This window comes from Brevibacillus brevis (assembly GCF_031583145.1).
Classification (GTDB): Bacteria; Bacillota; Bacilli; order Brevibacillales; family Brevibacillaceae; genus Brevibacillus; species Brevibacillus brevis_E.
The window spans coordinates 1,837,777-1,862,677 of record NZ_CP134050.1 but is presented as its reverse complement, the minus strand read 5'-3'; the positions used below and the strand labels follow the sequence as shown (position 1 = coordinate 1,862,677).

Annotated in this window: 24 protein-coding genes and 1 other annotated feature; of the genes, 9 read left to right on the top strand and 15 right to left on the bottom strand. The window is 56.4% G+C overall.

Annotated features, from left to right (window positions below; translation table 11 throughout):
• Positions 1–98 precede the first annotated feature (98 nt).
• The 4 genes from RGB73_RS09330 to RGB73_RS09315 are packed head-to-tail and all read right to left on the bottom strand — an operon-like array spanning position 99 to position 4,115.
• A complete protein-coding gene (locus RGB73_RS09330; RefSeq protein WP_310771217.1) occupies positions 99–986 on the bottom strand; it encodes a R2-like ligand-binding oxidase in 888 nt (295 codons plus the stop codon).
• 38 nt (positions 987–1,024) lie between these two features.
• Positions 1,025–1,837: an alpha/beta fold hydrolase gene (locus tag RGB73_RS09325; protein WP_310771215.1), complete on the bottom strand. Its 813-nt coding sequence runs from the start codon at positions 1,835–1,837 to the stop codon at positions 1,025–1,027.
• Positions 1,838–1,880: 43 nt separating this feature from the next.
• A complete protein-coding gene (locus tag RGB73_RS09320; protein ID WP_310771213.1) occupies positions 1,881–3,134 on the bottom strand; it encodes an LLM class flavin-dependent oxidoreductase in 1,254 nt (417 codons plus the stop codon).
• A gap of 45 nt (positions 3,135–3,179) precedes the next feature.
• The gene (locus RGB73_RS09315) at positions 3,180–4,115 is read right to left on the bottom strand and encodes an alpha/beta hydrolase (RefSeq protein ID WP_310771211.1); all 936 of its coding nucleotides are present in this window, start codon (positions 4,113–4,115) and stop codon (positions 3,180–3,182) included.
• Positions 4,116–4,386: 271 nt separating this feature from the next.
• Between RGB73_RS09315 and RGB73_RS09310 the strand changes: the two genes are divergently transcribed.
• Positions 4,387–5,073, top strand: coding sequence for a helix-turn-helix transcriptional regulator (locus RGB73_RS09310; RefSeq protein WP_310771209.1), 687 nt, complete (start codon positions 4,387–4,389; stop codon positions 5,071–5,073).
• A gap of 58 nt (positions 5,074–5,131) precedes the next feature.
• Here the strand turns inward: RGB73_RS09310 and RGB73_RS09305 are convergent, their stop codons facing one another.
• The 7 genes from RGB73_RS09305 to RGB73_RS09275 form a co-directional block, all read right to left on the bottom strand.
• Positions 5,132–6,538: an MFS transporter gene (locus RGB73_RS09305; protein WP_310771207.1), complete on the bottom strand. Its 1,407-nt coding sequence runs from the start codon at positions 6,536–6,538 to the stop codon at positions 5,132–5,134.
• Positions 6,539–6,713: 175 nt separating this feature from the next.
• Entirely contained in the window at positions 6,714–7,073 is a 360-nt protein-coding gene (gene rplT, locus RGB73_RS09300) for a 50S ribosomal protein L20 (protein WP_310771205.1), read from the bottom strand.
• 91 nt (positions 7,074–7,164) lie between these two features.
• Positions 7,165–7,362 carry a 50S ribosomal protein L35 gene (gene rpmI, locus RGB73_RS09295; RefSeq protein ID WP_310771203.1) on the bottom strand — a complete coding sequence of 66 codons (198 nt, stop codon included), beginning with the start codon at positions 7,360–7,362 and terminating at the stop codon, positions 7,165–7,167.
• A 30-nt stretch (positions 7,363–7,392) separates the two neighbouring features.
• Positions 7,393–7,896 carry a translation initiation factor IF-3 gene (gene infC / locus RGB73_RS09290; protein ID WP_310771202.1) on the bottom strand — a complete coding sequence of 168 codons (504 nt, stop codon included), beginning with the start codon at positions 7,894–7,896 and terminating at the stop codon, positions 7,393–7,395.
• Positions 7,897–8,162: 266 nt separating this feature from the next.
• Positions 8,163–9,182 carry a GTP 3',8-cyclase MoaA gene (moaA, locus tag RGB73_RS09285; protein ID WP_310771200.1) on the bottom strand — a complete coding sequence of 340 codons (1,020 nt, stop codon included), beginning with the start codon at positions 9,180–9,182 and terminating at the stop codon, positions 8,163–8,165.
• Positions 9,183–9,229: 47 nt separating this feature from the next.
• The gene (locus RGB73_RS09280) at positions 9,230–11,146 is read right to left on the bottom strand and encodes a molybdopterin biosynthesis protein (RefSeq protein WP_310771198.1); all 1,917 of its coding nucleotides are present in this window, start codon (positions 11,144–11,146) and stop codon (positions 9,230–9,232) included.
• Positions 11,147–11,200: 54 nt separating this feature from the next.
• Entirely contained in the window at positions 11,201–12,433 is a 1,233-nt protein-coding gene (locus tag RGB73_RS09275) for a molybdopterin molybdotransferase MoeA (RefSeq protein ID WP_310771196.1), read from the bottom strand.
• 78 nt (positions 12,434–12,511) lie between these two features.
• On the opposite strand from RGB73_RS09275, the gene RGB73_RS09270 reads away from it, so the two are divergent.
• Together RGB73_RS09270 and RGB73_RS09265 are read left to right on the top strand one after the other, a co-directional pair.
• Positions 12,512–12,787, top strand: a complete 276-nt coding sequence (locus RGB73_RS09270; protein WP_310771194.1) for a ubiquitin-like small modifier protein 1 — start codon at positions 12,512–12,514, stop codon at positions 12,785–12,787.
• Between the two features lie 3 nt (positions 12,788–12,790).
• Complete coding sequence (locus RGB73_RS09265) at positions 12,791–13,063, top strand: MoaD-like domain-containing protein (protein WP_310771192.1); 273 nt, start codon at positions 12,791–12,793, stop codon at positions 13,061–13,063.
• A gap of 116 nt (positions 13,064–13,179) precedes the next feature.
• On the opposite strand, the gene RGB73_RS09260 is transcribed toward RGB73_RS09265, so the two are convergent.
• Positions 13,180–14,988: an aldehyde ferredoxin oxidoreductase family protein gene (locus tag RGB73_RS09260; protein ID WP_310771191.1), complete on the bottom strand. Its 1,809-nt coding sequence runs from the start codon at positions 14,986–14,988 to the stop codon at positions 13,180–13,182.
• 238 nt (positions 14,989–15,226) lie between these two features.
• Between RGB73_RS09260 and RGB73_RS09255 the strand changes: the two genes are divergently transcribed.
• The 5 genes from RGB73_RS09255 to RGB73_RS09235 are packed head-to-tail and all read left to right on the top strand — an operon-like array spanning position 15,227 to position 19,556.
• Entirely contained in the window at positions 15,227–16,153 is a 927-nt protein-coding gene (locus RGB73_RS09255; protein WP_310771189.1) for a substrate-binding domain-containing protein, read from the top strand.
• Between the two features lie 28 nt (positions 16,154–16,181).
• On the top strand, positions 16,182–17,081 hold the full coding sequence (locus RGB73_RS09250; protein ID WP_310771188.1) for an ABC transporter substrate-binding protein: 900 nt from the start codon (positions 16,182–16,184) through the stop codon (positions 17,079–17,081).
• A gap of 12 nt (positions 17,082–17,093) precedes the next feature.
• Positions 17,094–17,756 (top strand): ABC transporter permease, encoded by a 663-nt coding sequence (locus tag RGB73_RS09245; protein ID WP_310771186.1) that lies wholly within the window; start codon positions 17,094–17,096, stop codon positions 17,754–17,756.
• Between the two features lie 3 nt (positions 17,757–17,759).
• Entirely contained in the window at positions 17,760–18,500 is a 741-nt protein-coding gene (locus RGB73_RS09240) for an ATP-binding cassette domain-containing protein (RefSeq protein ID WP_310771185.1), read from the top strand.
• 21 nt (positions 18,501–18,521) lie between these two features.
• Positions 18,522–19,556, top strand: coding sequence for a ThiF family adenylyltransferase (locus RGB73_RS09235; RefSeq protein ID WP_310771183.1), 1,035 nt, complete (start codon positions 18,522–18,524; stop codon positions 19,554–19,556).
• A gap of 68 nt (positions 19,557–19,624) precedes the next feature.
• Here the strand turns inward: RGB73_RS09235 and RGB73_RS09230 are convergent, their stop codons facing one another.
• Positions 19,625–20,512: a LysR family transcriptional regulator gene (locus RGB73_RS09230; protein WP_310771181.1), complete on the bottom strand. Its 888-nt coding sequence runs from the start codon at positions 20,510–20,512 to the stop codon at positions 19,625–19,627.
• A gap of 130 nt (positions 20,513–20,642) precedes the next feature.
• On the opposite strand from RGB73_RS09230, the gene RGB73_RS09225 reads away from it, so the two are divergent.
• Positions 20,643–21,554 carry a DMT family transporter gene (locus RGB73_RS09225; protein WP_310771179.1) on the top strand — a complete coding sequence of 304 codons (912 nt, stop codon included), beginning with the start codon at positions 20,643–20,645 and terminating at the stop codon, positions 21,552–21,554.
• Positions 21,555–21,646: 92 nt separating this feature from the next.
• On the opposite strand, the gene thrS is transcribed toward RGB73_RS09225, so the two are convergent.
• Positions 21,647–23,560, bottom strand: coding sequence for a threonine--tRNA ligase (gene thrS / locus RGB73_RS09220; protein ID WP_310771178.1), 1,914 nt, complete (start codon positions 23,558–23,560; stop codon positions 21,647–21,649).
• A 66-nt stretch (positions 23,561–23,626) separates the two neighbouring features.
• Positions 23,627–23,868 (bottom strand) — a binding site (T-box leader).
• Positions 23,869–23,893: 25 nt separating this feature from the next.
• On the bottom strand, positions 23,894–24,814 hold the full coding sequence (gene ytxC / locus RGB73_RS09215; protein ID WP_310771176.1) for a putative sporulation protein YtxC: 921 nt from the start codon (positions 24,812–24,814) through the stop codon (positions 23,894–23,896).
• Between the last annotated feature and the right edge of the window lie 87 nt (positions 24,815–24,901).

Here is a 24,901-nt window from a genome sequence, read left to right as displayed (position 1 = left end):
CTCGCCAAGTGTCACGGCCGCAAGTCGGCTTCATCGACAGCGAACGGGAAAGGAGCCTTGAACAGGCTCCGAAAAAATGGTCTTGCGGTTTCAGCGGATCAGACGTCTACCGCTGCCTTCGACTGCTTATACAGCTCCTCGATCGTCTGGCCTTTCGCGCGGGCCAGCACTTCCATGCGCACAGCCAATTGCTTTTTGGCGAACTGCTGGAGATCGTCGACCCTTACGCCGAATGCGCTCGCCTGCCTGGCCGGATCCACTCCGGAGTAAAGCTGGCTGGCAAGCGGGGCCAGCTCCGCCATTTTCGCCGCCACGACATCGTAGATGTGCGGATGCTCGCAGATCAGCCTTTGCAGCAGGAAGGTCCCGTAGCTGATGTGGCGGGACTCGTCGGTCTTGAGGTAGCCCACCCCCTTCATCAGGCCCGGCATGACGCCGGCTTTGTTCAAGCCTTCGTAAAAGGCGTAGTACCCGGTCTCCGCCAGCACGCCTTCCACAAACATGTTGTACACGGTCGAGGCCTCCGCTACCGCTTCCGGCGATTTGTCCGTCAACAGGCGCCCCAAAGCTGCGGGAAGAATATCGTGAAAGATCCGCTTGTACACATCCCCGTGGTACTGGTTCAAGTCGCCCTTTTCCCCGATCGTGTCCAATACGAGTCGGAAAAACTCCATGTGCTTCGCCTCTTCGAACAGGAATGTCGTCAGGAACATCTCTTCCTCGAGGCGGCCTTCCTGGGCGATGACCATGATCAGCGGCAACAAATCCAGCGTGACTGCTTCCTCTCCCCCCAGGAAGCCCGCGATCCGCCGCAGTGTCTCGTCCTTTTGCTCTGGCGTCATGCGTGCGTAATCTTCACGATCCTGCGAGAAGTCGATATCCTGGGGGTTCCAGATGCCGTACCGCTTCGCCTTCTGATACAGCTGATAGGGCAAAAGCTCCGTGTTCAGCCCGCGCTGGCTGGTCGAACCAAACTCCTGTCTCATCGATCGAATCCTCCCATCGGTTATATGGTGTGTGCCCGCTATCCTCTCGCATCCACCCTGGCCTGAACGGACAAAAATCGGGCGATCGCTGCTACGACCTGTTCCGTCTGCTCCAGTGGAACCAGGTGTGCCGCCTGATCGATCAGCTCCAGCTCGGAGCCGGTGATCCGCCGCTGAAATTCGCCTGCGTACGAGACGGGCATGAAGCGATCCTGCTTGCCCCAGATCAGCAGCGTCGGCGCTTTGATCCGGTGCAGCCGGCGCTTCAGCCCTTTGTCCGGAATCGGCCAAAGGAACTTGGCCGCAGCCTGCATGTTTTGCATCTGGTGAATCGTCATTTCGATGCGCTCCTCTGTCTGGGTCGGCATGTACCGGAGCCGCTCTGCCACGGGCGAAGCCGGGTCCGCCACCATCATCGCTGCGAGCTCGTGCGGCAGCATGGCGAACATGTCCGGAACGGGCTCCTCTTCCCGGAACAGTCCCGCGGGTGCGAGTGCGACGATTTTTTTCACCCGGCTCTGGTCAGTGGCAGCCAGCTCCAGAGCGATCATGCCCCCCAGCGAATGCCCAATCACGGTCGCCGACTCCAATCCCAAGGCATCAAACAAGTCGTAGTAACAGAGAATCAAATCCCACAGGTCGCGGATGCTCTCCAGTCCGGAAGACTGGCCGGTACCCGGGAGATGCGGCGCATACACCTGATAGCGGTCGGATAATTCCGCGAGAAACGGATCCCATACAAGGCCGCCGGCACCGTGCAAGTAGACAACCGGTTCCCCTTGTCCTGCGATTTTTACGGCGAAGCTGACCTGTTCATTGGCCTGAATCAACTGCTCTCTTGGCTCTGCCACTCATTTTCCCCCCCCTTGCGCATTTGGCGAGCAAATCACGCGACTAGGTCTGTACGGCAGGCTCCTCCAACGGCTCCTGGGCATAGCCCTTGGGCCAGTACGGGGAGTGGTCCCACTCGCTGAAAAGGGAGCTCAGGTGCGGCTTTACTTCCTGGGCGAAAAGCTGCATGTTCTTTTGGACGAGCCAGTGCGGCATCGAACCGATGTGCAGCAGGCAGACGACGTTGCCCACCCGCAGATCCCGCAGGCTCTCCTGCATGATGTCGCGAACGGTGGCAGGAGAGCCCGCGACGATAAACCCGTGATCGATCAGGTCTTGCCAGCCCATCCCTTCCCTCAGCATCTGGCCCGCACTCTTTTGCGTGCCGTCGAACTGCGAGGTCAGGCCAGCCCTAAGGCTTTTCACCGTGCGGTAGCCCGGCGCTTCCGCCACGCGTCTGTCCACATGCAGGCACTTGTTGAAGAAGTAACGCACGTGCTCCTCGTAGTCGATTTGCGCCCGCTCATCGGTCTCGGAGACGCAAACGATCTGGCAATACCCCGCCTTGTACGGGTTGCGGTCCGCACCTAGCTCGTCGTTGCGCTCCCAGAACGGTCCCATCACCTTTTTCGCGTACTTGTGTCCGAAATAGCTCAAATAGGAGAACGAGTAGTTGTGGCTGATGGAAAAGTCGTACGTCTCGACGCTGCCGCCGCCGGGAATCCAGACGGGCGGGTGCGGGCGCTGCGCAGGGCGCGGCCACGGATTGATATACCGATACTGGTTGTACTTGCCGTTGTAGGTCAAAATTTCATCGCTTTTCCACGTCTTCATGATCAGGTCGTGCGCCTCGTAGTAGCGCTCCCGCAGTTCGGCCGGATTGATGCCATAGGCGTAGTTCTGGTCCATCGAGGTCCCGACCGGGAAGCCTGCGATAAACTTGCCGCCCGAGAGGACATCGAGCATGGCCATCTCCTCTGCCACTCGAATGGGCGGATTGTAGGAAGCCAGGCTGTTGCCGAGGACGATCAGGCTCGTGTTTTCGCTGTGGCGAACCTTTCGGGAGAGGATGGAGCCCATCAGATTGGGCGACGGCATCAGACCGTACGCATTGCTGTGATGCTCGTTTACCCCGACTGCGTCGAAGCCGAGATCCACGGCAAATTCCAGTTCATCCAAATAGTCGTGGTACATGCGGTGTCCCTTTTTCGGGTCGAACAGCGTCTTGGGCGGCGTGACCCAGACGCTCGGGTACTTCACTTCAAAATCCGCCGGCAAGTCCCGATACGGCATCAAATGAAAGGCGATAAACTTCATCCACAGGTCCCCCCTATTCCCTTGATCCGGACTTTGCTTCGCGGATTACAGCCGCGGAAATACCGACCGCAGCCGGCTCGCCACCTGGGTGATGGCCTGTGCGCCTTTGTCCATGATCCCCGCCATCCAGAAGAAACCGTGAATCATCCCGTCGTAACGGGTCAGCTCGACCGGCACTCCCGCTTGACGCAGCCGCTCTGCATACATTTCTCCTTCGTCGCGCAGCGGATCGTACTCGGCCGTAATCACCAGAGCGGGAGGCAATCCGCTGAGGTCTTCGGAGAGCAGGGGGGAGGCTCTGACGTCCGTCTTCTCCTCCTCGGCATTCAGGTAATGCCGGAAAAACCAGTTCATGCTGTCCTTCGTGAGGAAGTAACCCTCGCCGTTTTCCCTGTAGGACTCCGTGTCGCAGCCGATTTGGGTGACGGGATAGACGAGCACTTGAAAGGAGATCGCGGGACCGCTCCGCTGTTTGGCCAGCTGAGAGACGACTGCAGCCAGATTCCCGCCTGCGCTGTCGCCTCCTACCGCGAGACGGGACGGGTCACCGTTCAGCTCTGCGGCGTTTCGTGCCACCCACTCTACGGCCGCGTAACAGTCCTCCACCGGAACGGGAAATTTGTGTTCCGGAGCCAGACGGTAATTGACGGAGGCGACGACGCTATCCGCTTCGTGGGCGATGTTGCGGCAGACGGTATCGACGGTTTCCACATCGCCGATCACCCAGCCCCCTCCGTGGAAGTAGACGAAGAGCGGGAATGGACCGACGCCTTCCGGAGTGTAGATGCGAAGCTCGATCTCTCCTCCCTCCACCGGGATCATCCGGCTCTCGGTTTTGGCCAAAGCCTTCGGCGGTCCGGACAAAGCTTTCATCCCGGCCGTCCGTTCCCGGTTTTGTTCCGGGGTCAACGTGGACATGGGCGGTTCGCCTGCCTCTGCGCCCATGTCTAGAAACGCCTTTGCCTGTGGATCCAGTGCCATCTCATTTCCTCCTTTATGGTAGAAATGGCGCCAACTTTCGTTTCGTTTTTCTCTGGCGGGCAGTGGCGCCCGAAGCCTCGTACTTGAAGGGAATGCGACCAAAGCCTTGTTGTTATTGTCGAATTATTCCGAATATAGTTCCTTTACGCACGGATAAGCCTTTTGCTAAAATGAAAGCGCTACAATATTCATTATACGTCCAGTCATAAACCGGATATATCCCCAAAAAACAGGTGTGTACGACCCTACATGGAGGGAGGATGTCACTCCAATGGTCAGTCCAGCTTTGCGAGAGTATATCCAGCGTATCGAAATGGCGCCTCGCCATGAAGAAAAGCTGGCGCTCGCCGTTCGCGGCTTCATCGACCTGTTTCCGTTTATGGGGGCGGTTCTGTACAACTACTCGATGCTCAGCCAGATGGGAGAAGGCTTGCTCGGGGCAAATGCCCAGGGTCTCCGCCCCATCCGCGATCAGCGCGAGGATATCCGCAACATGCCCCCGATCTATTCCGCCATCCGGGAGAAGCGAGCGGTTCTGCTCGACTCGGAGCTCATCAGACAAATACCCGAAAAGTACGTGCAGGGCGTCACCTACGCACTCGTCGTTCCCATCCTGCATGGGGGAAGCGTCATCGGCTACGCGGGCATTTCCGGCCATCCAAAAGGCCGTGAAGGGATCAGCAGCAGCCTGATTCAGGCACTCAGCCTGTACGGAGAGCAGGTGGGAAAAGCCCTTGCCACGGAGTCTCTCCTCCCTCCACCCGTCAAGCTGACCAAGCGGGAAATCGAGATTTTGCAGCGGATGTCGTGGGGAGAGAGCATCAAGGAAATGGCCGACCACATTGGCATCAGCGAATTTACCGTACAAGATTACGTCAAATCTGCGCTGAAAAAAATCGGGGCGCAAAATCGGACGCAAGGGGTAGCAGAAGCCCTCCGTCGCAAAATCATTCACTAGGCAAAAACAACCGGCATCCCGCTGCGGATGGCCGGTCGTTCTTCTTCTGCCCAGGTCCTTACGAATCGACCGCAGTCGCGGCCGCTTTGGAAACCGGCCGCCTGAACCAGGGGCCCTTGCCCATACAGAGCAGCGGAATGTACAGGATAGCCCCGATCATCGTGATCCACAGCCACAGATCCCAGCCGTAGCGGACCGCAATCAAGTTCAGCGGAACAGCGGACAGGATCGAATAGATGCGAAGGACAAAGCTCCAGATCGCCCATCCCGACGCCTGGATTCCGCCGTGCAGGTCCTCGAGGTTTTCCGAATAGAGTGCCATCCATGGGCTGTAGGCAAAGCCCAGGAAGCCGCCCATCAGCGAAATGAGCAAGATCATCTTCCCTTCGGAGACCGGTTGGTGCACCGAGCCAATCCACACGCTCATTACGGCGATCATCCCCAACACGCCGATCAGCGAGATCAATTTGCGCAGCTGGAGTCTATCCGAAATGTAACCGCTTACAATAAGGGTCACCAAACTGAACAGCCAGAAAAATTGAGACAGGAACGCGGCTTTTGCCGGCGTGTACCCAAATGCCTGCACGAGGATCAACGGGCCGTATGCAGCGAGCGTCAGATAGAGCATCAAAAACAGCGTACACCCCACAGCCAGGGCCCAGATGTGTCCGTGCCTCATCGCCATCCGCAGCGTTTCCATGGGCGTCATTTCCGGCTTCGGTGAATCGGCCTTAGAGCTCTTGGGCAAGGAATGATCGTCTGCCCCAGCCCTCGGGATTTCCTGTGCACGGCTTTCCCCTTCGTTGACCAGCTGTGCGGTCTGGCTGCTGTGGATCACCTGTTCCCGCAAGCGAGGCGACAAATCGTGGATCGTGAACATGACGAACAAGGCGACGACGAGACTGAGGAAGCCGGCAATGTAAAACTGCGACTGCCACGTGCCGAAATAAGGGAGCGTATATCCTGCGACAAAAGCGGCGAAAAAATTGGAGCCCGCTGTGCCGTAGCTCCAAAAGCCGAAGGACATGGCTCTGCCCATCCGCGGAGAAAAGTCCCGGACCAGGCCCGCTGTCGCGCCGATGAATCCTCCTTCGATGAAATTGAGCACCACCCTCATAAACAGCAAGGAACCGAATGAATGCACGAAAGCCATGCCGAACACGCAGACGACTGTCAATAACAGACCGGGAACGAGAATCAATGTGCGTCCGTACCGGTCAGACAGCGGTCCTCCAAGCAGAGCCCCAAAAGCCGAAGCCAGCACGGACAGAGAGACGATGAGTCCATATTCCGGATTCGAAAGGCCGATGTCTTTTAAAATCAAAGACAGGACCGGGGCGATCTGGCCCTCATAGTTGGCGACGAAGTTGGCGAGGATCACCACAAACAGCAAAAAAATGCGCTTCCTGCCCGTCGGATAAGCATCCAGCTCCCGAATGAAAAACATCCACTTCGCCCTTCCCATCCGAACCAATCCTCCTTTACCGGTTTATTTTTTGAATTTACTGAATCTTTCATCATTATAATTCCGTATGGGGGAGAAAAGTATTCCTCTAAAACAGGGGGCTCCTTTTGTCTTGATTGCACAGAAAAAAGCCGATCTCTCCAGCGGAAAGATCGGCTTTTCATAAAAGGCATTCTTACGCGTTCAGTTTGCCTTTTGCGACAGCAGCCAGGTCGTTGAACGCTGCTTTGTCGTTTACAGCCAGGTCAGCCAGCATTTTGCGGTTTACTTCGATGCCAGCTACTTTCAGGCCGTGCATGAGACGGCTGTAGGACAGGCCGTTCAGGCGAGCTTGCGCGTTGATACGAGTGATCCACAGTTTGCGGAAGTCGCGTTTCTTTTGGCGACGATCGCGGTATGCGTACAGCAGGGATTTCATTACCTGCGCATTAGCGGATTTAAACAGGCGATGTTTGGAACCGAAGTAACCTTTCGCCAGCTTCAGGATTTTCTTATGACGACGGCGTGATACAATGCCACCTTTTACTCTTGGCATACTAAACTCCTCCTGGTCTTTCCAGCATGGCGGCCATCTTTCAGGCGCTTAGGGAGCTCATGCTGCGATATGGTGTGTAATCAAGCAAAACTTACAGGTAAGTGAGCATTTGCTCCATGCGTTTTTGGTCGCCTTTGGATACCATTGCAGCTTTACGCAGGTGGCGTTTCGCTTTTGTGGATTTGTTGGCGAACAAGTGGCTACCAAAAGCACGGTCACGCTTCAATTGGCCGCTCCCAGTCTTTTTGAAACGTTTCGCAGCAGCCCTGTTGGTTTTCATTTTAGGCATCTGAAAAATCCTCCTGTCTAAACTACTATCTTACTTTTCCGCTTTCGGAGCCAGAATCATGATCATGCTGCGCCCTTCGATCTTCGGCTTACGCTCAGGCGTAGCGAGATCTTCGCACTGGGCAGCAACACGTTCCATAACAGCAAGTCCGATTTCGGAGTGGGTGATTTCACGTCCACGGAAACGGATCGTACACTTCACCTTGTGATGATCCTCCAGAAACTTGCGGACGTTGCGAAGCTTCGTTTGAAAATCGTGTTCCTCGATGTTGGAAGAGAAACGCACTTCTTTCAGCTCGATGATCTTTTGGTTCTTGCGTGCTTCCTTTTCCTTCTTCGCCTGCTCGTACTTGAACTTACCGTAGTCCATGATGCGGCATACAGGCGGTTTGGCTGTAGGAGCAACGTTCACCAGATCCAGCTCGGCTTCTTGGGCAATGCGCAATGCTTCCCTAAAGGGCACGACTCCCAATTGGCTCCCGTCAGCACCGATCAAACGGACTTCACGGGCACGGATCGCTTCGTTAATTAACATTTGATCCTTGCTAATACTTGCCACCCCCGTCAATTTCGAGAAGGAACAAAAATGTGCGAACGCATTCTGCGCCCGCACATATCTCACCTAGCAAATTCATCAGATCGAAGGATCTTTGCGTAAGAGTTACCTGTCAACAGTCGAAAATGACGTCGACCCAGGTGAGAAGCTGGGCGCCTCTGCTTGTTCTCGAAGTATGAAGTGTTTATACACGCTCTTTATAATACAGGGCGAATCTCCCTTTGTCAAGGACTTTCCCTGCATCCCTAGCCTCCGATGTGGGACATTTCCACTTTGGCGCGGCCCGCGAGGCCTGGCGTATCATTCAAACGAATCTCGGAATACCGATCGTCGCGCTGCTCCCAGATCTTGCGGATCAGCTCCCGGATCTCGGCGTCGCTCTGCCCTTCCCGCAGCGGCGCTCTCAGGTCGCTTCCCGTCGAAGCGAACAGGCAGTTGTACAGCTTGCCTTCCGCGGACAGCCGTGCGCGCGTGCAGGTGGAGCAGAACGCCTGGGTCACCGAAGAAATCAGCCCGATTTCCTGCTCGGTGCCGACATACCGGTAGCGCGAGGCCACTTCTCCGTAGTAATTCGGATCGATCGCCTCAAGCGGCATCTCCTCGTGGATCATCCGCACAATCTCGCTGGAGGGGACGACCTGATCCAGCTTCCAGCCGTTGCTGTTGCCCACATCCATGAATTCGATGAAGCGCAGGGTGTGCTTCTGCTCCCGGAAAAAGCGGGCCATCGGCAAAATGTCCTGATCGTTGACACCGCGCTGGACGACCATGTTGATCTTGACGGACAGTCCCGCCTCCACTGCCGCCTCGATCCCGCTCAGGACATCTGTCACGCGGTACCCTCTGCCGTTCATTCGCCCGAAGCGCTCTTCGTCGAGGCTGTCGAGGCTGACCGTCACCCGATCCAGGCCTGCCTCCTTAAGCGCCTTGGCGTGGCGGGATAAAAGCGAGCCGTTCGTCGTCATGGCGATGTCGCTGACGCCTTCCACTTGTCTGATCATTCGGATTAATGCAGGCAAATCTTTCCGCATCAACGGCTCGCCGCCCGTAATCCGGATCTTCCCTACCCCCAGAGAGGTGAATATTTCCGTCAGGCGGGTGATTTCTTCAAAAGACAACAGCTTGTGCTGCGGCAAAAATTCAAAATCCGGTCCGAATATTTCGGCGGGCATGCAGTACTGGCAGCGAAAATTGCAGCGGTCTGTCACGGAAATACGCAGATCTCGGAGAGGGCGTTTTCGTGTATCAAGTACTTGCTCAGTCACTGGTGGTCACTCTCCTTTTCCCGGTGGTCCTGTCATCCGTATATTTATCAGGCATGAGTCATAGAAGAAAATACGATTTTGCCACTGTCGCGACAGCTGTAACCGCCCAGGGCCTCCATCTCGGCTGCGAACTCGGCGGAGCGGATGCAGGCGAGCAGCTCTTGTCCTTCCTGGCTGCGGTAAAACGAAGCGCTCATCAGCAAGTCGTACCGCTCTTCCGCTACCGGAACAAAGTCCAGATCCATCGCCGCAGCCGCCGAATAAATGCAGAGTCCGGCGTCAGCCGTTCCCCCGGCGACTGCGGCAGCCACGCTCAGATGGGACACTGCCTCTCGTGAATAGCCATAGATGCTCTCCCTGTCCACCGCCTCCTGTTTGAGCAGGTAGTCGAAGAGAAGCCTCGTCCCCGCCCCCCGCTGGCGATTGATGTAGGTGACGCCATCTTTGGCCAAATCGTGGACGGACGTGATTCCAAGCGGATTGCCCTTTTTCACTGCCCATCCTTGCTGCCGGTATACGAGCTGGACCAATACGACTTCGTGATCCCGCAAATACTTTTCCACATAGGTCTGATTGTATGTGCCTCTCTCTTCGTCAAACAGGTGGACGCCTGCGATATGGGCCTCCCGTTTCTGGATCGCCAAAATGCCGCCCATGCTGCCGACGTGGGATGAGACGAGGAACCGTCCCGGATTTGCCTTCCTGAGCAGCGTATGCAGCACATCCATGGAGAGGTCGTGGCTGCCAGTGGAGACGATCGTGTTTTGGATCTGCTCCAACGGGCGGTACAGCTCCACCTCCACGACTTCCCCCTGCTCGTAGCCGAGATCGCCAGGCGGGATGCGCAAGAGGCCATCCGCCCGCACCATCGACATCGTCACACCAGCTGAGCGAGTGAGCGGATTGGCGATAAACTGCCCGTCGATGCAGCCTATGGTGACGCGGATAAAGTCTTCGGCCCCCATGACCGAGACGATGCGTCGGCCGACTGTCGCCTTGATCCGCTGTCTCTGCGGCTCCAAAAGACCGTAGTAATGGGAGACGAGAAAGCGGGCGAACCACTCCAGATTCAGATACGCCGACACGGGATACCCGGGCAGTCCGATCACCGGCTTTTCATCGACGATACCGACGACCACCGGCTTGCCCGGACGAGTCGCGACACCGTGCGTCAGCACTTCTCCCAGTTCTTCCACTACATGGACGGTGAAGTCCTCTCGTCCTGCAGATGATCCTGCATTCAAGAGTACCATATCCGCATCCCGAATGGCTGTTTTTACGGCACTTTTGATCAGCTCGTAATCGTCCTTCACAATGCGATGACAGAGAGGCTCCGCACCCCATTCCTGCAGATAGGCAGCGAACACCGCTCCGTTGAACTCGATGATTTCCCCCTCCGCCACCGTTTCGGTCGGCTCGATCAGCTCGCTGCCCGTCGGAATGATGGCTACACGCGGCTTCCTCAGAACCGGCACCGTGACGTTTCCTCCCGCGAGCAACGCCCCCAGATCAACCGGACGCAAACGGTGCCGATCCGGCACAATTACCTCGCCGACCACCACGTCTTCGCCAATCGGCCGTATATGCTGCCAGGGAGCTACCGCTTCCAGGATTTCGACGGTCTCCTCGTCAATCTGATGGACGTGTTCGATCATGATGACCGCATCGAAGCCTTCGGGGATCGGGTCTCCCGTATCGACCTCCACGAAGTCTGCCTGCCGTCGCAGACGCACCGGATGCTGCTCATCGGCACCGTACGTTTTTTCCGCTTTGACTGCGATCCCGTCCATGGCGGAAGCGTGGAAGTTCGGCATGGACACTTTGGCGTAAACGGGCCGGGCTGTCACCCTCCCCAGCGCCTCGCGTGTCGGGATGATTTCCACCGTCGGCTCGAAACGGATCCGGCTCGCAATTCTCTGCTGCGCTTCCGCCAGCGGCGTGTCTTCCAAGTAGATTTTGCGCATCGTACTCCTCCTGCCATAGCTTCGTCGTTCTATTTTTCAGGCTCGTGTGGGCTTTTAGCGAAAAAGATGCACCTGGACGACTTCGCCTTCCAGAATCCCTTCCTTGTTTGCGGATATTTCCACCATGCCGTCACTTTTGACCAAAGTCGAGATCAATCCGGATTTGCCGAAGACAGGAGTAGCCCACAAGCCGTCCTCTCGCTCCTCCAGCTTAACACGAATGTAGTCCGAGCGTCCCACTGCCGATGCAACATTGCGCGAAATGCGCGCCGGCAGCCGCCGATCGTACGGCGACGGACTCTCCCCCTGAAGCCTTCGGATCAGGGGAGCGACAAACAAGTGGAAGATGATCATTGCGGAAGCGGGATGGCCAGGCAGCCCCATGACGGGCTTTCCCCCAGCCTTGGCGATGATCGTCGGCTTGCCGGGCTTGATCGAAACGCCGTGAACCAGCACCCCCGGCTCTCCGAGCGACTGCATGACCTGTTCCGTATAATCGCGCGTTCCGACCGAGCTGCCGCCGGACAGGAGCAGCAGGTCCGCACGGTCATACAGTTCTTTTGCCCTTTGGACGAACAGGGGGTAGTCATCCGGGACGATGCCTCCGTCTATTACTTCCGCGCCGCATTGTCTCGCTGCGGCCGCTATGGTGATGCTGTTGATGTCGCGGATTTCTCCGGGAGCCAAAACCTTTCGATCCGCCGGCACGATTTCATCTCCGGTAGACAGGATTGCGACGATCGGGGACGGGTACACGCGAACCTTTGTCTTGCCGATCGCGGAAAGCACGCCCAAGTCCTGGGGACGAAGCCGCTTGCCAGCCTCGATGACGAGCTCCCCTGTCTGTACATCGTCTCCTGCCCGGATCACGTTTTCACCCGGTGCGACTTGCCGATAGACGTTGATCAGGTCATCCACTTCCTCGACGTGCTCGATCATCACGACGCTGTCTGCGCCATCCGGCAGCATGCCGCCCGTCGGAATCGACTGAGCCTGTCCTTCCTTCAAATACGACGAAGCCTCCTTGCCCATTTCGATCTTACCGGTGACATCGAGAAAGGCGGGCAACGAGTCGGAGGCGCCGAATGTATCCCGGGCACGCACCGCGTATCCGTCAACGGTCGACCGGGCGAAGTGCGGGACCTGTTCATCCGAGACGACGTCCTCAGCCAGCACCAAATCGAGCGCATTCGGCAATGACAGCTCCACAGGCGGACGAATCGGTTCAAATTCGCGTGCGATGACATCCAATGTTTCCGTTACCGTTTTCACATGAAAGAATTTCATGACAGCCTCCGTTTATCCACGACGTTTGCTTGGTCGTTAAATCCATTATAATAGAGAGAAAAAGGAGAATTTTCAAATATGAAGGTAAAGGTCTTCGCCAACTTTCGAGAAATCTGCCAGGCCAAAACGGTTGAAGTGCCCATGGAAAGCGGCGATCGGGTCATCGATATTCTCGAATCGTTAATACAGATGTATCCTGCTTTGGAAGAAGAAATCTTTACACCGGAGCGAACATTCAAACCGTTCGTGCACGTTTTCATCAACGGTCGCAATGTCATTCACGCGAATGGCCTCGAGACCAGGGTGCAGGAGGACGACCAGTTTGCGCTGTTCCCGCCGGTGGCAGGAGGGTAGGGGATGATCGAGCAAACCTTGGAGCTGCGCGGCATTCCCCTCTCCCATTTGCTGTCCTACCTGATCGAGTGCGGAGGGACGGCAAAGTCGGATACGCTGCCGATCTTCGTGACGGGCGACGGCTGGCAGGCGGAGATTTTGCGGGAGGAGACGGTCACTATCACCTCCCGCTTTCGCGTCACCGCCGTGTTCATCCATTTTACGGCTGCCGATGAAGCGAGCTTCACCCGACTCATGGAGCGGTTTCGGCTCAAAGTTTTGCGCGTGGGCGGATAGGACTGGCACACGTCTCCCTATGTTGTCCGTATACCGGTTACGAAGCTTGTTCATTCTTGGCTGTACAAAAAGGCGGAAAGCACTTTTCCGCCTTTTTGCCGCTTCCCCGTCCGAATTTATACGATGTTCAGTTCCTTGAGCTTTTCCTGCGGAACGACGCCGTCGACCCAGCCCCTCACTTGATAGTACTCATCCAGCATGACGTCCATCCGGCTGACATGTCCCGCGCTGTTTCCGCTTGCCGGCTCCTCCGTGAATCGCTTGGGCAAATGGTCGTCCTCGCGCTTGTCGAAGCCGGCGAGATTGTTGAAATGGCGCTCCAGGTTGTAAATGCGCTCGCCGATTTTCATGACGTCGTCTGCTGTCACGGTGGCACCCGTCATCGTGGAGTACTGCTCGGCGTAATGCTCTGCATTCTCCGAGAAGGAGGAGAACTTGCAGATGTTCATGGAGTCCGAAAACGCCAGCAGATCCTGGAACACCTTGAGCAGCTCGCCTTTCCCTTCCGGTACCAGACGGTCGGTCGGCATCGGAATTCCCGCGATCTCGCTCGCTACCGTATAGCCGCGGAGGTGACAAGCACCGCGATTGCTGGTCGCATAGCCAAGCCCGATTCCCTGAATGCCGCGCGGATCGTAGGCCGGTATCGCTTGGCCCTTCACGCACATAGCCAGGTTTTCATCCCCGAAAGCCTTTGCCGCACGAGCTGTTCCTTCGGCGAGAATGTTTCCAATACCTTTGCGGAAGACCAGCATTTCGGTCAGCTCGATCATCCTGTCGGCGTCGCCCCAGTCGATTTTTTCCTCCGTCAGTCCCCGCTCAAATGCCTCCATCATGCAGGACAGCGTGTTCCCCAGTTCGATCGTGTCCATGCCGTGCTCGTTGCACAGATTGATCAGGAAGGAAATCGGCGCAGCGTCGCTGACGCCGCAGTTTGCCCCGAGCGCCCAGCCCGACTCGTATTCGAAGCTCTCTACCCTCGTCTTGTACTTGCCGTCTTTCACTTCGACTTCCTTTTTGCACGCGACCGGACAGGCGTGGCACGTGTTGTCGGCTACCAGCAGCGTGGCATTGACTGTCTCGCCGCTATGCCCTTCGGCACCGTCCCAGTGCGTGTACTTGGAGTTCATCGTGGGCAGCGCTCCGACCTCATTGATAATGCTGGTCAGGACGTTGGTACCGTAAACAGAGAGGCCGCCTTTCTTCGGTGCGGTCAGACCGCCCTCCATGATAGCCTTAAGGGCTTTCTGGTTTGCCTTTTTGTACTCCTCATCCTGCGCCGGCTGCGGCATGTTGCCTTTTTGTCCGGCCTTGATGACGATAGCCTTCAGCTTTTTGTACCCGGCTACCGCTCCAGTGCCGCCGCGTCCCGCTGCGCGGTCGTTCTCGTTGATGAAGCCTGCGAACCTCACCAGATTTTCTCCCGCTTGTCCGATGCAGACGACACTCAGGTCATCTTTCCCGTAGCGCTGTTGCATCGCAGCCACTGTGGCCCGCGTGCCTTTTCCCCAAAGATCGCTGGCATCCCGCAGTTCACCCTGTCCGTTCTCGATGAACAGGTAGACGGGCTTGTCGCTAGCGCCTTTGAAGATCACGTTGTCGATGCCGGCCCATTTCAGTCGGGCAGCCGACCATCCTCCCATGTGCGAGTCCGTGACAGTGCCTGTCAACGGGGATTTCGTGACCATGCACAAACGTCCGCTCATGGACGAGCGGGAACCCGTGACCGGCCCCGTCATCAGGCAAAGGATGTTGTCTTCCGAAAACGGCTCCACCAGCGGGCCATTATCGTACACGTACTTTACTCCCAGGCCGCGGCCGCCGATGTATTTCCGGGCCAGCTCCTCGTTGATTTCACGGTAGCTCACTGTGCCTGCGGAGAGGTCAACCAGCATTTCCCGATTTTTGAATCCTCCCAGCTTCATCGTTTGTTCCCTCCTGATTCTTCATTTGAATTGAACATCAAAATATACGTACTCTTTCGACTATTATATGGGCAATCCTTCCTGGATACCACGGAAAAACAGCAATATTATCAATTTTTCGATTATTTTCTTGCCTAGGCCGCCGTTGGTAACGTATGTTATTTATAGACCAGAACTTGTCAAACAAACAAAACCAAACTAGAACCAATTCAACCAAACTAAAAAAGGGGGTGACACATTGGAAAGCGATTACCTGACCCCGGACGAGGTTGCCGTGGAGTTAAAGCTCACCCGGTATACCGTGTACGAATTGATCAAACGCGGAGATTTGCCTGCCTCGAAAATCGGACGGACCCTCCGTATCTTGCGCTCGGATCTCCATGCCTTCATGTATAAAAGCAAGTCTCGCGAGGATCCGCTTCTACATGCGTCCGCGCCTCCCCATCGCGGGCAAGCGCAGCCCTTCGAGATTATCTTTGCAGGCAGCCACGACCTCACCATCGATCTGCTCGCCCGCAAGCTGTCGGAACGAGGAATTACCCTGCTGCCGGCATTTTGCGGCAGTCTGGACGGGCTCATCGAACTGTACAAAGGCCGTGTCGAGCTCGCAGGCACGCATCTTTTGGACAACATGACGGGGGAGTACAACCTTCCTTACATCCGCTGCCTGCTGCCGACTGATGGAGTCTCGGTAGTCAATCTCGTCAGCCGCTGGCAAGGCTTCGTCGTACCCAAAGGCAATCCGCGGATGATCACCAGCTGGGACGAGTTTTTGAGCGGACGGCATCGGATTGTGAACAGGCAGCGGGGCTCCGGCACGAGGGTGCTCCTGGACTTCACGATGCGGCAAATGGAGGTTTCTCCGGAGGCGATTCCCGGATACGAGGTAGAGCTGACCACCCACTACGCGACTGCTGCAGCCGTCCTGCAAGGTACAGCTGATGCGGCGCTGGGGATTGAGAGCGTGGCGCGCGGACTTGGCCTTGATTTTTTCCCGATCCAGGAGGAGCGCTACGATCTCGTGATCCCGGCCCGCTTTGCCCGGCAGGAGCGTTTTTTGCAGCTGCTAGACGTGCTCCGCGATCCCGCGTTTAAGCAGGCGGTGGTCGCCCAAGGCGGCTACAACGTATCTTCCACGGGCAAAGTAATAGACAGAATGGTTTGACGATTTTACCTTGAACATGGGAGTGGAAATGATGAAGCAATTGCGTTTTTTCACGGCATTTCTCCTGTTGTCTCTTCTCTTGCTGATCTCCGCCTGTTCCTCGCAGGCGCCGCAGTCTTCCACCTCGTCTGCTCCGGCGGCTTCCTCTTCGGCTGCTCCTGCCCCCGCACCCGCTCCGGGGCCCGCGACAAAAGAAGCCAAGGAAATCGTCCTGGCGACTACGACAAGCACCCAGGATTCCGGCTTGCTTGACTACCTGCTCCCGATTTTCGAGAAAGAGTCCGGGATCAAGGTAAAGGTCGTCGCAGTCGGTACCGGACAAGCCATCAAGCTGGGGGAAGACGGCAATGCCGACGTCCTGCTGGTACACGCGCGCAAATCGGAGGATGAATTCGTCGCGAAAGGATTTGGGATCAATGCTTATGACGTGATGTACAACCAGTTTTACATCGTTGGTCCCTCGGACGATCCCGCCGGCGTCAAGCAGGCGAAGACCGCCAAGGAGGCCTTTGAAAGAATCGCCGGGAAAAAGGCTGTGTTCATTTCCCGCGGAGACGATTCCGGCACGGACAAAAAAGAAAAAGGAATATGGAAAGAAGCGGGCATCACGCCGGACAAGTCCTGGTATCTCTCCTCCGGACAAGGCATGGGAGAGACACTGCAAATGACCGACGAAAAAGGGGCGTATACATTGACCGACGAGGCGACCTTCCTGTCCCGCAAGCTCCATCTGGATATCGTGATGCAAGGCGACAAGTCTCTTTTGAATCCGTACGGGATCATCCAGGTCAAATCCTCGACGAAGCAAGAGGAAGGAATGAAGCTGATCGAGTTTTTCACTGGGGCAGAAGGCCAAAAGCTGATCGGGCAGTTCGGCGAAAAAGAGTACGGGAAAGGCTTGTTCGTTCCCGACGCGAAGAAGCGCTAGGAGCCGTTTTCCATGATGCTTACCCAGGACGTCTGGGAGGTCATTTGGCTCTCCCTCCAGGTCACGACTTCTTCGGTTCTGATCGGCATGGTGATCGGCATCCCCTTGGGTGCTTGCCTCGGGCTGTACACCTTCCCCGGAAAACGGCTGATCGTAGCGCTCATCTACACCTGTATGGGACTTCCGCCAGTCCTGGTGGGCGTGGTGGTGTACCTGCTCCTCTCCCGCTACGGTCCGCTCGGCTCGCTCGACCTCCTATTCAGTGCCGAGGCCATGATCATCGCCCAGGTGGCGCTTGTCACCCCGATCCTTGCCGGTTTGACGATGTCTGCCGTACACGGAAAAGAGCGCACTTACTGGGAAACGGCCAAAAGCCTCGGCGCCAGTCCCTATCAGCTGATGATTACAATTGTCAAGGAGGCTCGGGGAGGGATATGGTCGGGTGTCGCAGCCGCATTTGGCAGAGCCATCTCCGAAGTGGGAGCAGTCATGCTCGTCGGGGGGAACATCGAGCACCATACCCGTGTCATGACGACGGCGATCATCCTGGAGACGAGGACCGGGAACTTTACCGCCGGCTTGCAGCTGGGGCTCATCCTGCTGGCCATCAGCTTTTTGTTCAACAGCTTTTTGATCGCGGGCGTGCTGAATCAAATGAAAACCGGGCGGAGGTGAAACATGAACCGATTGGAACTGTGCGATCTCGAGGTCGCGTACGAAGGACGGCAAGTGCTGCTGGTGGAACGGGCCCGGTTCGAACAAGGACGTTTCTACGGTATTGTGGGGCCAAGCGGAGCGGGGAAAAGCACGCTGCTGCGGGTGGTAAACCTGCTCGTGAAACCGTCACGGGGGAGCATGCACCTGTTTGGAAGCGAGGCGGACCTTTCGTCCCTCTCCTATCGAAAAGGCGTGCCGATCCAACGAAAAATGGGCTTTGTCGCCCAAAAGCCTTCCATGTTCCAGACGACCGTATTCGAAAATGTCGCACTGGGTCTGAAGTATCGAAAAGTGGACAAAGAGAGCATACGCCGGCTCGTGATGGAAACCTTGGAACTGGTAGAGCTCTCCCACCTCAGCGCACAGCGTGCCCAAACGCTGTCCGGAGGCGAAGCGCAGCGGATCGCCCTGGCTCGGACACTGGTCTGCGAACCGGAGCTGCTGCTGCTGGATGAACCGACCGCCAGCCTCGATCCGTACAATATTTCCATTTTCGAGCGGGTGATCCAGACCGTCCACCGCCAAAAGGGGACGACCATCCTGATGATCACGCACAACCTTCCCCAGGCAAAGAGACTGGCCCAAGAGTGCCTCTTTTTATACAAGGGGCGAATCGCGGAATGGGCGGGAACAGATGCATTTTTTCAACGCCCAGCCACGAGCGAGCTCCGGGATTTCGTATCCGGTCGGATGATATGCTGAAGGATGGAAAGGAGCTGGCCTATGGATCTAAACAACACCCGCTACTCCCGGCAAATGCTGTTTGCACCCATCGGTGTGAGCGGCCAGGAACAACTGGCGAAAAAAAAGGCCGCCATCGTCGGGATGGGGGCCTTGGGAACGGTGATAGCCGATCATCTGGTTCGGGCCGGCGTCGGACACGTCCGGATGATCGACCGCGATTTTGTAGAGGAAAGCAACCTGCAAAGGCAGATGCTGTATGACGAAAATGACGCACAAGAGCATTTGCCAAAGGCAGTCGCCGCGGCCCGCAAGCTGCGGCGGATCAACTCCGGCGTGAACGTCGAAGGCATCATCGCCGACCTGCACGCAGGCAACGCCGAGTCTCTTCTCGCTGATGTCGACCTCATTCTGGACGGCACTGACAACTTTCAGGTACGCTACTTGATCAATGACGTCGCCATTCGCCATGACATTCCGTGGATATACGGGGGGGCTGTCCGTTCTCGCGGCATGTTCGCCGTCATCCTCCCAGGCGTCACTCCCTGCTTCCGCTGCCTGTTTCCCCACGCCCCTGCCGGAAGGGGAGAGACGTGCGATACGGTAGGCGTCCTCGGTCCGCTCGTTTCGATCGTCGCTTCGTATCAGGCTGCGGAAGCGCTCAAGCTGCTGGTCGGGGCCGCCAGCGAGCTGAATCCTTACCTGGAGCAGATCGACATTTGGCAAAACGACCACGACCAGCTTTCCATCTCGGATGGACGCAATCCGGACTGTCTGGCCTGCGTGCGAAAGCAATTGGACTATCTGGATACGCCGATGGTCCACTCGGAGGAATTCGCCGTACTCTGCGGCCGGGACACGGTTCAGATTCGGCCCGCTCGACACAGCCCCATCGACTTACCTTCCCTGGCCAGAAGGTTTGAACCGCTCGGCCCTGTGGAGCACAACCGCTTTTTGCTCCGCTTTCATATAGAGGGACATACGCTCGTATTTTTCCAGGACGGGCGCATGCTGATACAAGGCACAGATGACCTGACGGTTGCGCGCAGCTTGTATGCGAAGTACGTCGGTCACTGAACAGCCCGTTCGCCAGGTCAGCGTGCTTCACGAACTTCACGGCCGCCCAGGCATTCGTCGACATACCTTCAGGCAGACTCTCCACCTGCCACAGTCTCTGCGATTCTCTGCACATGGCACAAAAACCGGTGAAAGGCGCTCGTCCTGAGCAAATCGCGGCGGAAGACGAAGCTGACGATGGAATTTCGGTACCGCTCGGGGATGCGATAGCTTTGCACCTTCCCGGCTTGCTCCCAGCTGCGCACGGCAGACCGCGTGAGCAAGGAGACCCCCAGCCCTGCCGATACGCCCCCCATGATCGCCTCCAGCGTCCCGAATACCATGATGTTCAGCGGGCCGACATTCTCTTCGCGCAGCCATTGTTCCAGCCGGTCCCGGTGAAAGCAGCCCTTGCCAAAGAAAAGCAAGGGCTTTCTCAGCACCTCTTGCAAATCCGCATCCGTCGGCTCCGAAATCAGGACAAGCTCTTCCTTGAAGGCACAGAGCGTCTCCAGATCGGGATGGTCCCACTGCCCGCTTACAAATGCTCCATCCAGCTTGTAGTCGAGAATGTCTTGGATCAGCTCCGACGTATGCCCAGTGACCAGCGAGAGCTTTACTCCCGGATACCGCTTGTGGTAATCCAGCATGATCCCCGGCAAATGGACGGCGGCGGTCGTCTCCAGAGAACCGATACGCAGCTGTCCCCCGACTTCCTCCCCGTCGTCCTGGGTGGACAAACGGGCTTCCTCCAGCAGATGGAGGATCTGGTCCGCGTACTTCAGCAGATTTTGACCGGCTGACGTGAGAATGACCCCTTTGTTGGAACGATAAAACAGCGGCGCATTCAATTCCGTCTCCAATTGCTGAATCCGCGCGGTCACGTTCGACTGCACATATCCGAGCCTTGCCGCCGCTTTCGTGATGCTCCCCTCCTGCGCCACCGCCTGGAAAATTTTCAAATCCCCGCTCTCCATCGCACTCATCTCCTTTCCCGCTCTTGCCATCATCCTGGTTGATACCTACCATCTTAACTGATTATTTTGCGTGATGGAAGGTCTGAACTACACTGTGACTATCCCAAGACGCAACCAAGGAGATGACGAAATGAATCCTCGACTTTTGATGATGACGGTATCGACGATGCTGGTGGCAGGCCTGAATTTTCCGATCGGCAAAATGGCTCTGTCGTTCGGCTCTCCCTTTATTTTGTTGGCAATTCGCTTCATCGGGGCCGGTCTCCTCATGCTTCCCTTCATCCTGAAACGCCCTCACCCGCGCAGCGCCGTTTCCTGGCTGAAGGTAGCGACGATCGGCCTGTTCCAATCCGCCTTGGTGATGACGGGCATCTACATCAGCATGAAGACAATCACATCCGGGAGCTCCTCGATCCTTTCCTCGACGAATCCGATCTGGTTTATCGTCTTCAGCGCCCTTGTGCTCCGAACCCGTTATCACGCCTTGCAATGGGTCGGTGTCGCCATCGGTTTTGCAGGCGTAGCGATGTCCCAAGGGTTTCAGCTTGATTGGCAAGTGGGATTCTGGTACGCCCTCGGAGCAGGTATGGCCTGGGGCTTGGCTACTCTTTTGACAGCACGCTGGGGCAAAGCGTACGATTCGTACGTCCTCGCCGCTTATCAGATGCTCTTCGGCGGGATCCTTCTCCTGATCGCCAGCCCGTTTTTTGAACAGCCGTTCTTCGTCTGGGATCCCTCCCAGCTCTTCCGGGAAGTGTTCATCATCGGCTGGATGATTCTCATGAGCTCGATCTTCCAGTTCATCACCTGGTATTACGTGCTGCGAAACGCCGATCCGGCGAAAGCCAACGCCTTTCTGTTCCTCATTCCGATGTTCGGCGCCTTGTCAGGCTGGGGCTTGCTCGGCGAGACCTTGCACTGGTACACACTGGCAGGCATGCTGTGCATCTGTCTGGGAATATATCTGGTGAACCGGCCGGTAAAAAACGCCTTGACGGCCGCCAAAGAGGGAGGTTTCCGTACTCTGGAATCGGCGAAGTAAACGAGGCGGTGCAATGAACAAGATGCTAAGGCAATAAAAAGGGCAGCCCTCCGTGGGAAGGGGCTGCCCTTTTTTGTTTGCGCCGGACGGCGTTATTTCATTTCGTTGATTTCCGCGCGAATTTTTTCGATGAACGCATCTACGCTCATCGCACCTTCGTCGCCTACACCGCGTCTGCGCACAGACAGGGTGCCATCAGCCATTTCTTTCTCCCCGATGACCAGCATGTATGGGATTTTATCCACTTGTGCTTCGCGGATTTTATAGCCGATTTTCTCGTTGCGCGCATCCAGCTCGACGCGGATGCCTGCTTGCTGCAGCTTCGCCTTGACTTCTTCCGCGTACGGAACGTGTACCTCGCTGATATTCATGATGCGAGCCTGGATCGGAGTCAGCCACACCGGGAAAGCCCCAGCATAGTGCTCGATCAGGATGCCGATGAATCGCTCCATGGAACCGTACATGGCACGGTGCAGTACGACAGGGCGATGCTTCTCGTTGTCCTGGCCCACGTAGGTCAGGTCGAATTTCTCCGGCATTTGGAAGTCCAGCTGGATGGTACCGCATTGGTGGCGGCGCTTCAGCGCGTCTGTGATCTGGAAGTCGATCTTCGGACCGTAGAATGCGCCGTCCCCTTCCTTGATATCGTAAGGCATGCCGGATTCCTCCAGCACTTTTTTCAGGGAGCTCTCCGCGATTTCCCACAGCTCATCGGAGCCCATCGAATCTTCCGGACGAGTGGACAGAGCCACGCTGTACTCGAAGCCGAACACTTTATAGATCGTATCGATCAGTTGAATCATGCCCTTGATTTCGCTCTCGATCTGGTCAGGACGGACGAAGACGTGGGCATCGTCCTGGCAGAAGGTGCGCACACGCAGCATCCCGTTCAGCGCACCGGAATATTCGTGACGGTGCACCTGCCCGAATTCGGAGTAGCGGATCGGCAGGTCGCGGTAGGAATGCATCTCGTTTTTGTAAATAAGCATGTGGCCCGGACAGTTCATCGGCTTCAATGCGTAAGTCGCATTGTCCACCTCGGAGAAGTACATGTTCTCATGGTAGTGATCCCAGTGGCCGGATTGATGCCAGAGGCGTTCGTTCATGAGGAACGGCGTACGCACCTCGGTGTATTGCGCCAGCTGCTGCAGGCGGCGGGAGAATTGCTCCAGCTCGTTGCGGACCGTAAAGCCTTTTGGCAAATAGAACGGCATTCCCGGAGCTTCTTCAGAGAACATGAACAGCCCCAGCTCTTTGCCCAGCTTGCGGTGGTCGCGTTTTTTCGCTTCTTCGAGGAAGTGCAAGTATTCTTCCAGCTCGGCTTTTTTCGGCCAGGCTGTGCCGTAGACGCGCTGCAGCACCTGGTTATCCGATTTGCCGCGCCAGTAGGCGCCCGCTACGTTCATCAGCTTGAACGCTTTGATGTAGCCAGTCGACGGCAGATGCGGTCCGCGGCAAAGGTCGAAAAATTCGCCTTGCTCGTACAGCGTGATGGTTGCGTCCTCCGGAAGGTCGCGGATCAGCTCCAGCTTCAGATGATCATCGATTTCTTGGAAAATTTTCGTCGCTTCCTCGCGGCTGACCACTTTGCGGCGAATCGGCAAGTCTTCCTTCACGATTTTTTCCATTTCCGCCTCGATTTTGCCGAGGTCTTCCGGAGTCAGGGACACCGGGATATCCATGTCGTAGTAGAAGCCGTCTTCGATCACAGGACCGATCCCGAATTTGACTTCCTTGCCGTAGAGGCGTTTCACCGCTTGAGCGAGCAAGTGCGCGGTGCTGTGGCGATACACTTCCACACCGTCCTGGGAATCCAGGGTCACGATCTCGATCGCCGCATCCTCGTGCAGAGGGGTGTACAGATCCACTACCTTGCCGTCTTTCTTGCCGGCAACGGCTTTCTTCTTCAAGCTGGCGCTAATGGAACCGGCAATGTCTTCGATAGTAATCCCGGCCTCGTACTGCCGTACTGCTCCATCCGGGAAAGTCACATTGATTTGTGCCACGATTGGTTCTTCCTTCCTGTTTTGAAATTGAGATTGGTAAAAGAAAATAAAAAAACACCCATCCCAAAAAGGGACGAGTGTCATCTCGCGGTACCACCCTACTTCAAGCCTGTCGGCATAGCCGAAACAGACTCCTCATGGAACAATAACGGTTTTACACCGGCGCACCGATACTGGAAGGCGTCGCCTTCGTTCCCGGCTGCTACTCAAAGGGGGTAGATCCATATGGGTTCGCAGCGGGCTTCCAGCCAAGTCCCGCCTCTCTGAAGCGACCTTCATATCGTCCATGTCCTTCTCATCGTATTTATCCGTGATGTGAAGTTGTTGATGCTATTATAGTTTAGTGGGATTGTGCACGTCAAGTAGACGTCTGCTTGTCAAACAGAGAGGACAAGACTGGCAGGTGCTCAGCCTGCTTTCGAAAATGCTGCGGATCGTCTGAATCAGCCCAGGCCTGTCTGACGCAAGATGCAGCACGATCGTCTCCGGTGCGAGCGTCACCAGCGCGCTGATCAAATAATCCTCGTCCCGGCATTTTTGTTCGTCCATGCTGAGTACGACATCCAGCTGGTCGAGCCAAAGCCGCTCCCCTTTTTTGTCATAGAGATGGAAAGGTTTGTCCACACTAGGAACGACGTGCACTACTTCCTGCTTGGTTTCCTGAACCGCGATGAAGTATCGCAGCAGCTCGACAAATTCCTGGTATTGCTTGTCTTCCAGATAATCGTCAATTCCCGACTCGACGAGCTCGAACAGCTCATTCCAGTGATCCTGCAAACGAAAACGGACAAATCCGAGAACGTTGATCGTCCGCTCCTGCTCCAAAAACGTGAAAGCTTTGCGGTATACGTTTGCCTTGCGGGTCGTCGCCGCAAACAGCTCCCTGCCATCGGGTTCATGCTCCTGGCAGCTTCTCGTCACATACGGGAGGATGTCGGCCCATTCTTCTTCCAGCTGCTCGGCCTCAAGCAAATCAGCCGCCATCTCCTCTACGATCTCCGGTTCCTTGACCTGCATGATCCATTCGGCCAAGGTCAATGCGACAAAGGCTCTGGCCCAATCAATGGTCTGCGCATCGTATTCCTCTTCGCACCAGCTCTGAAAGTGGAACAGGCGGTATTCGTCCTGTTCCTGCTCCTTGTATGTAATGCGCACCGGTGCAGTGTTGACCCGTTCCGTCATCTCTTGCAAGATGGCGCGATACGTGCCACAATGCGCAGGGACATTCTCCAGCAATACGCGGAACGTCTGCATAACCATCCCCCCAACCGCAATTGTAGTTACAGTATATGTCCACGGGGGAGCGATATACTTTTAAACGGTTGGAAACAAAGGAAGATA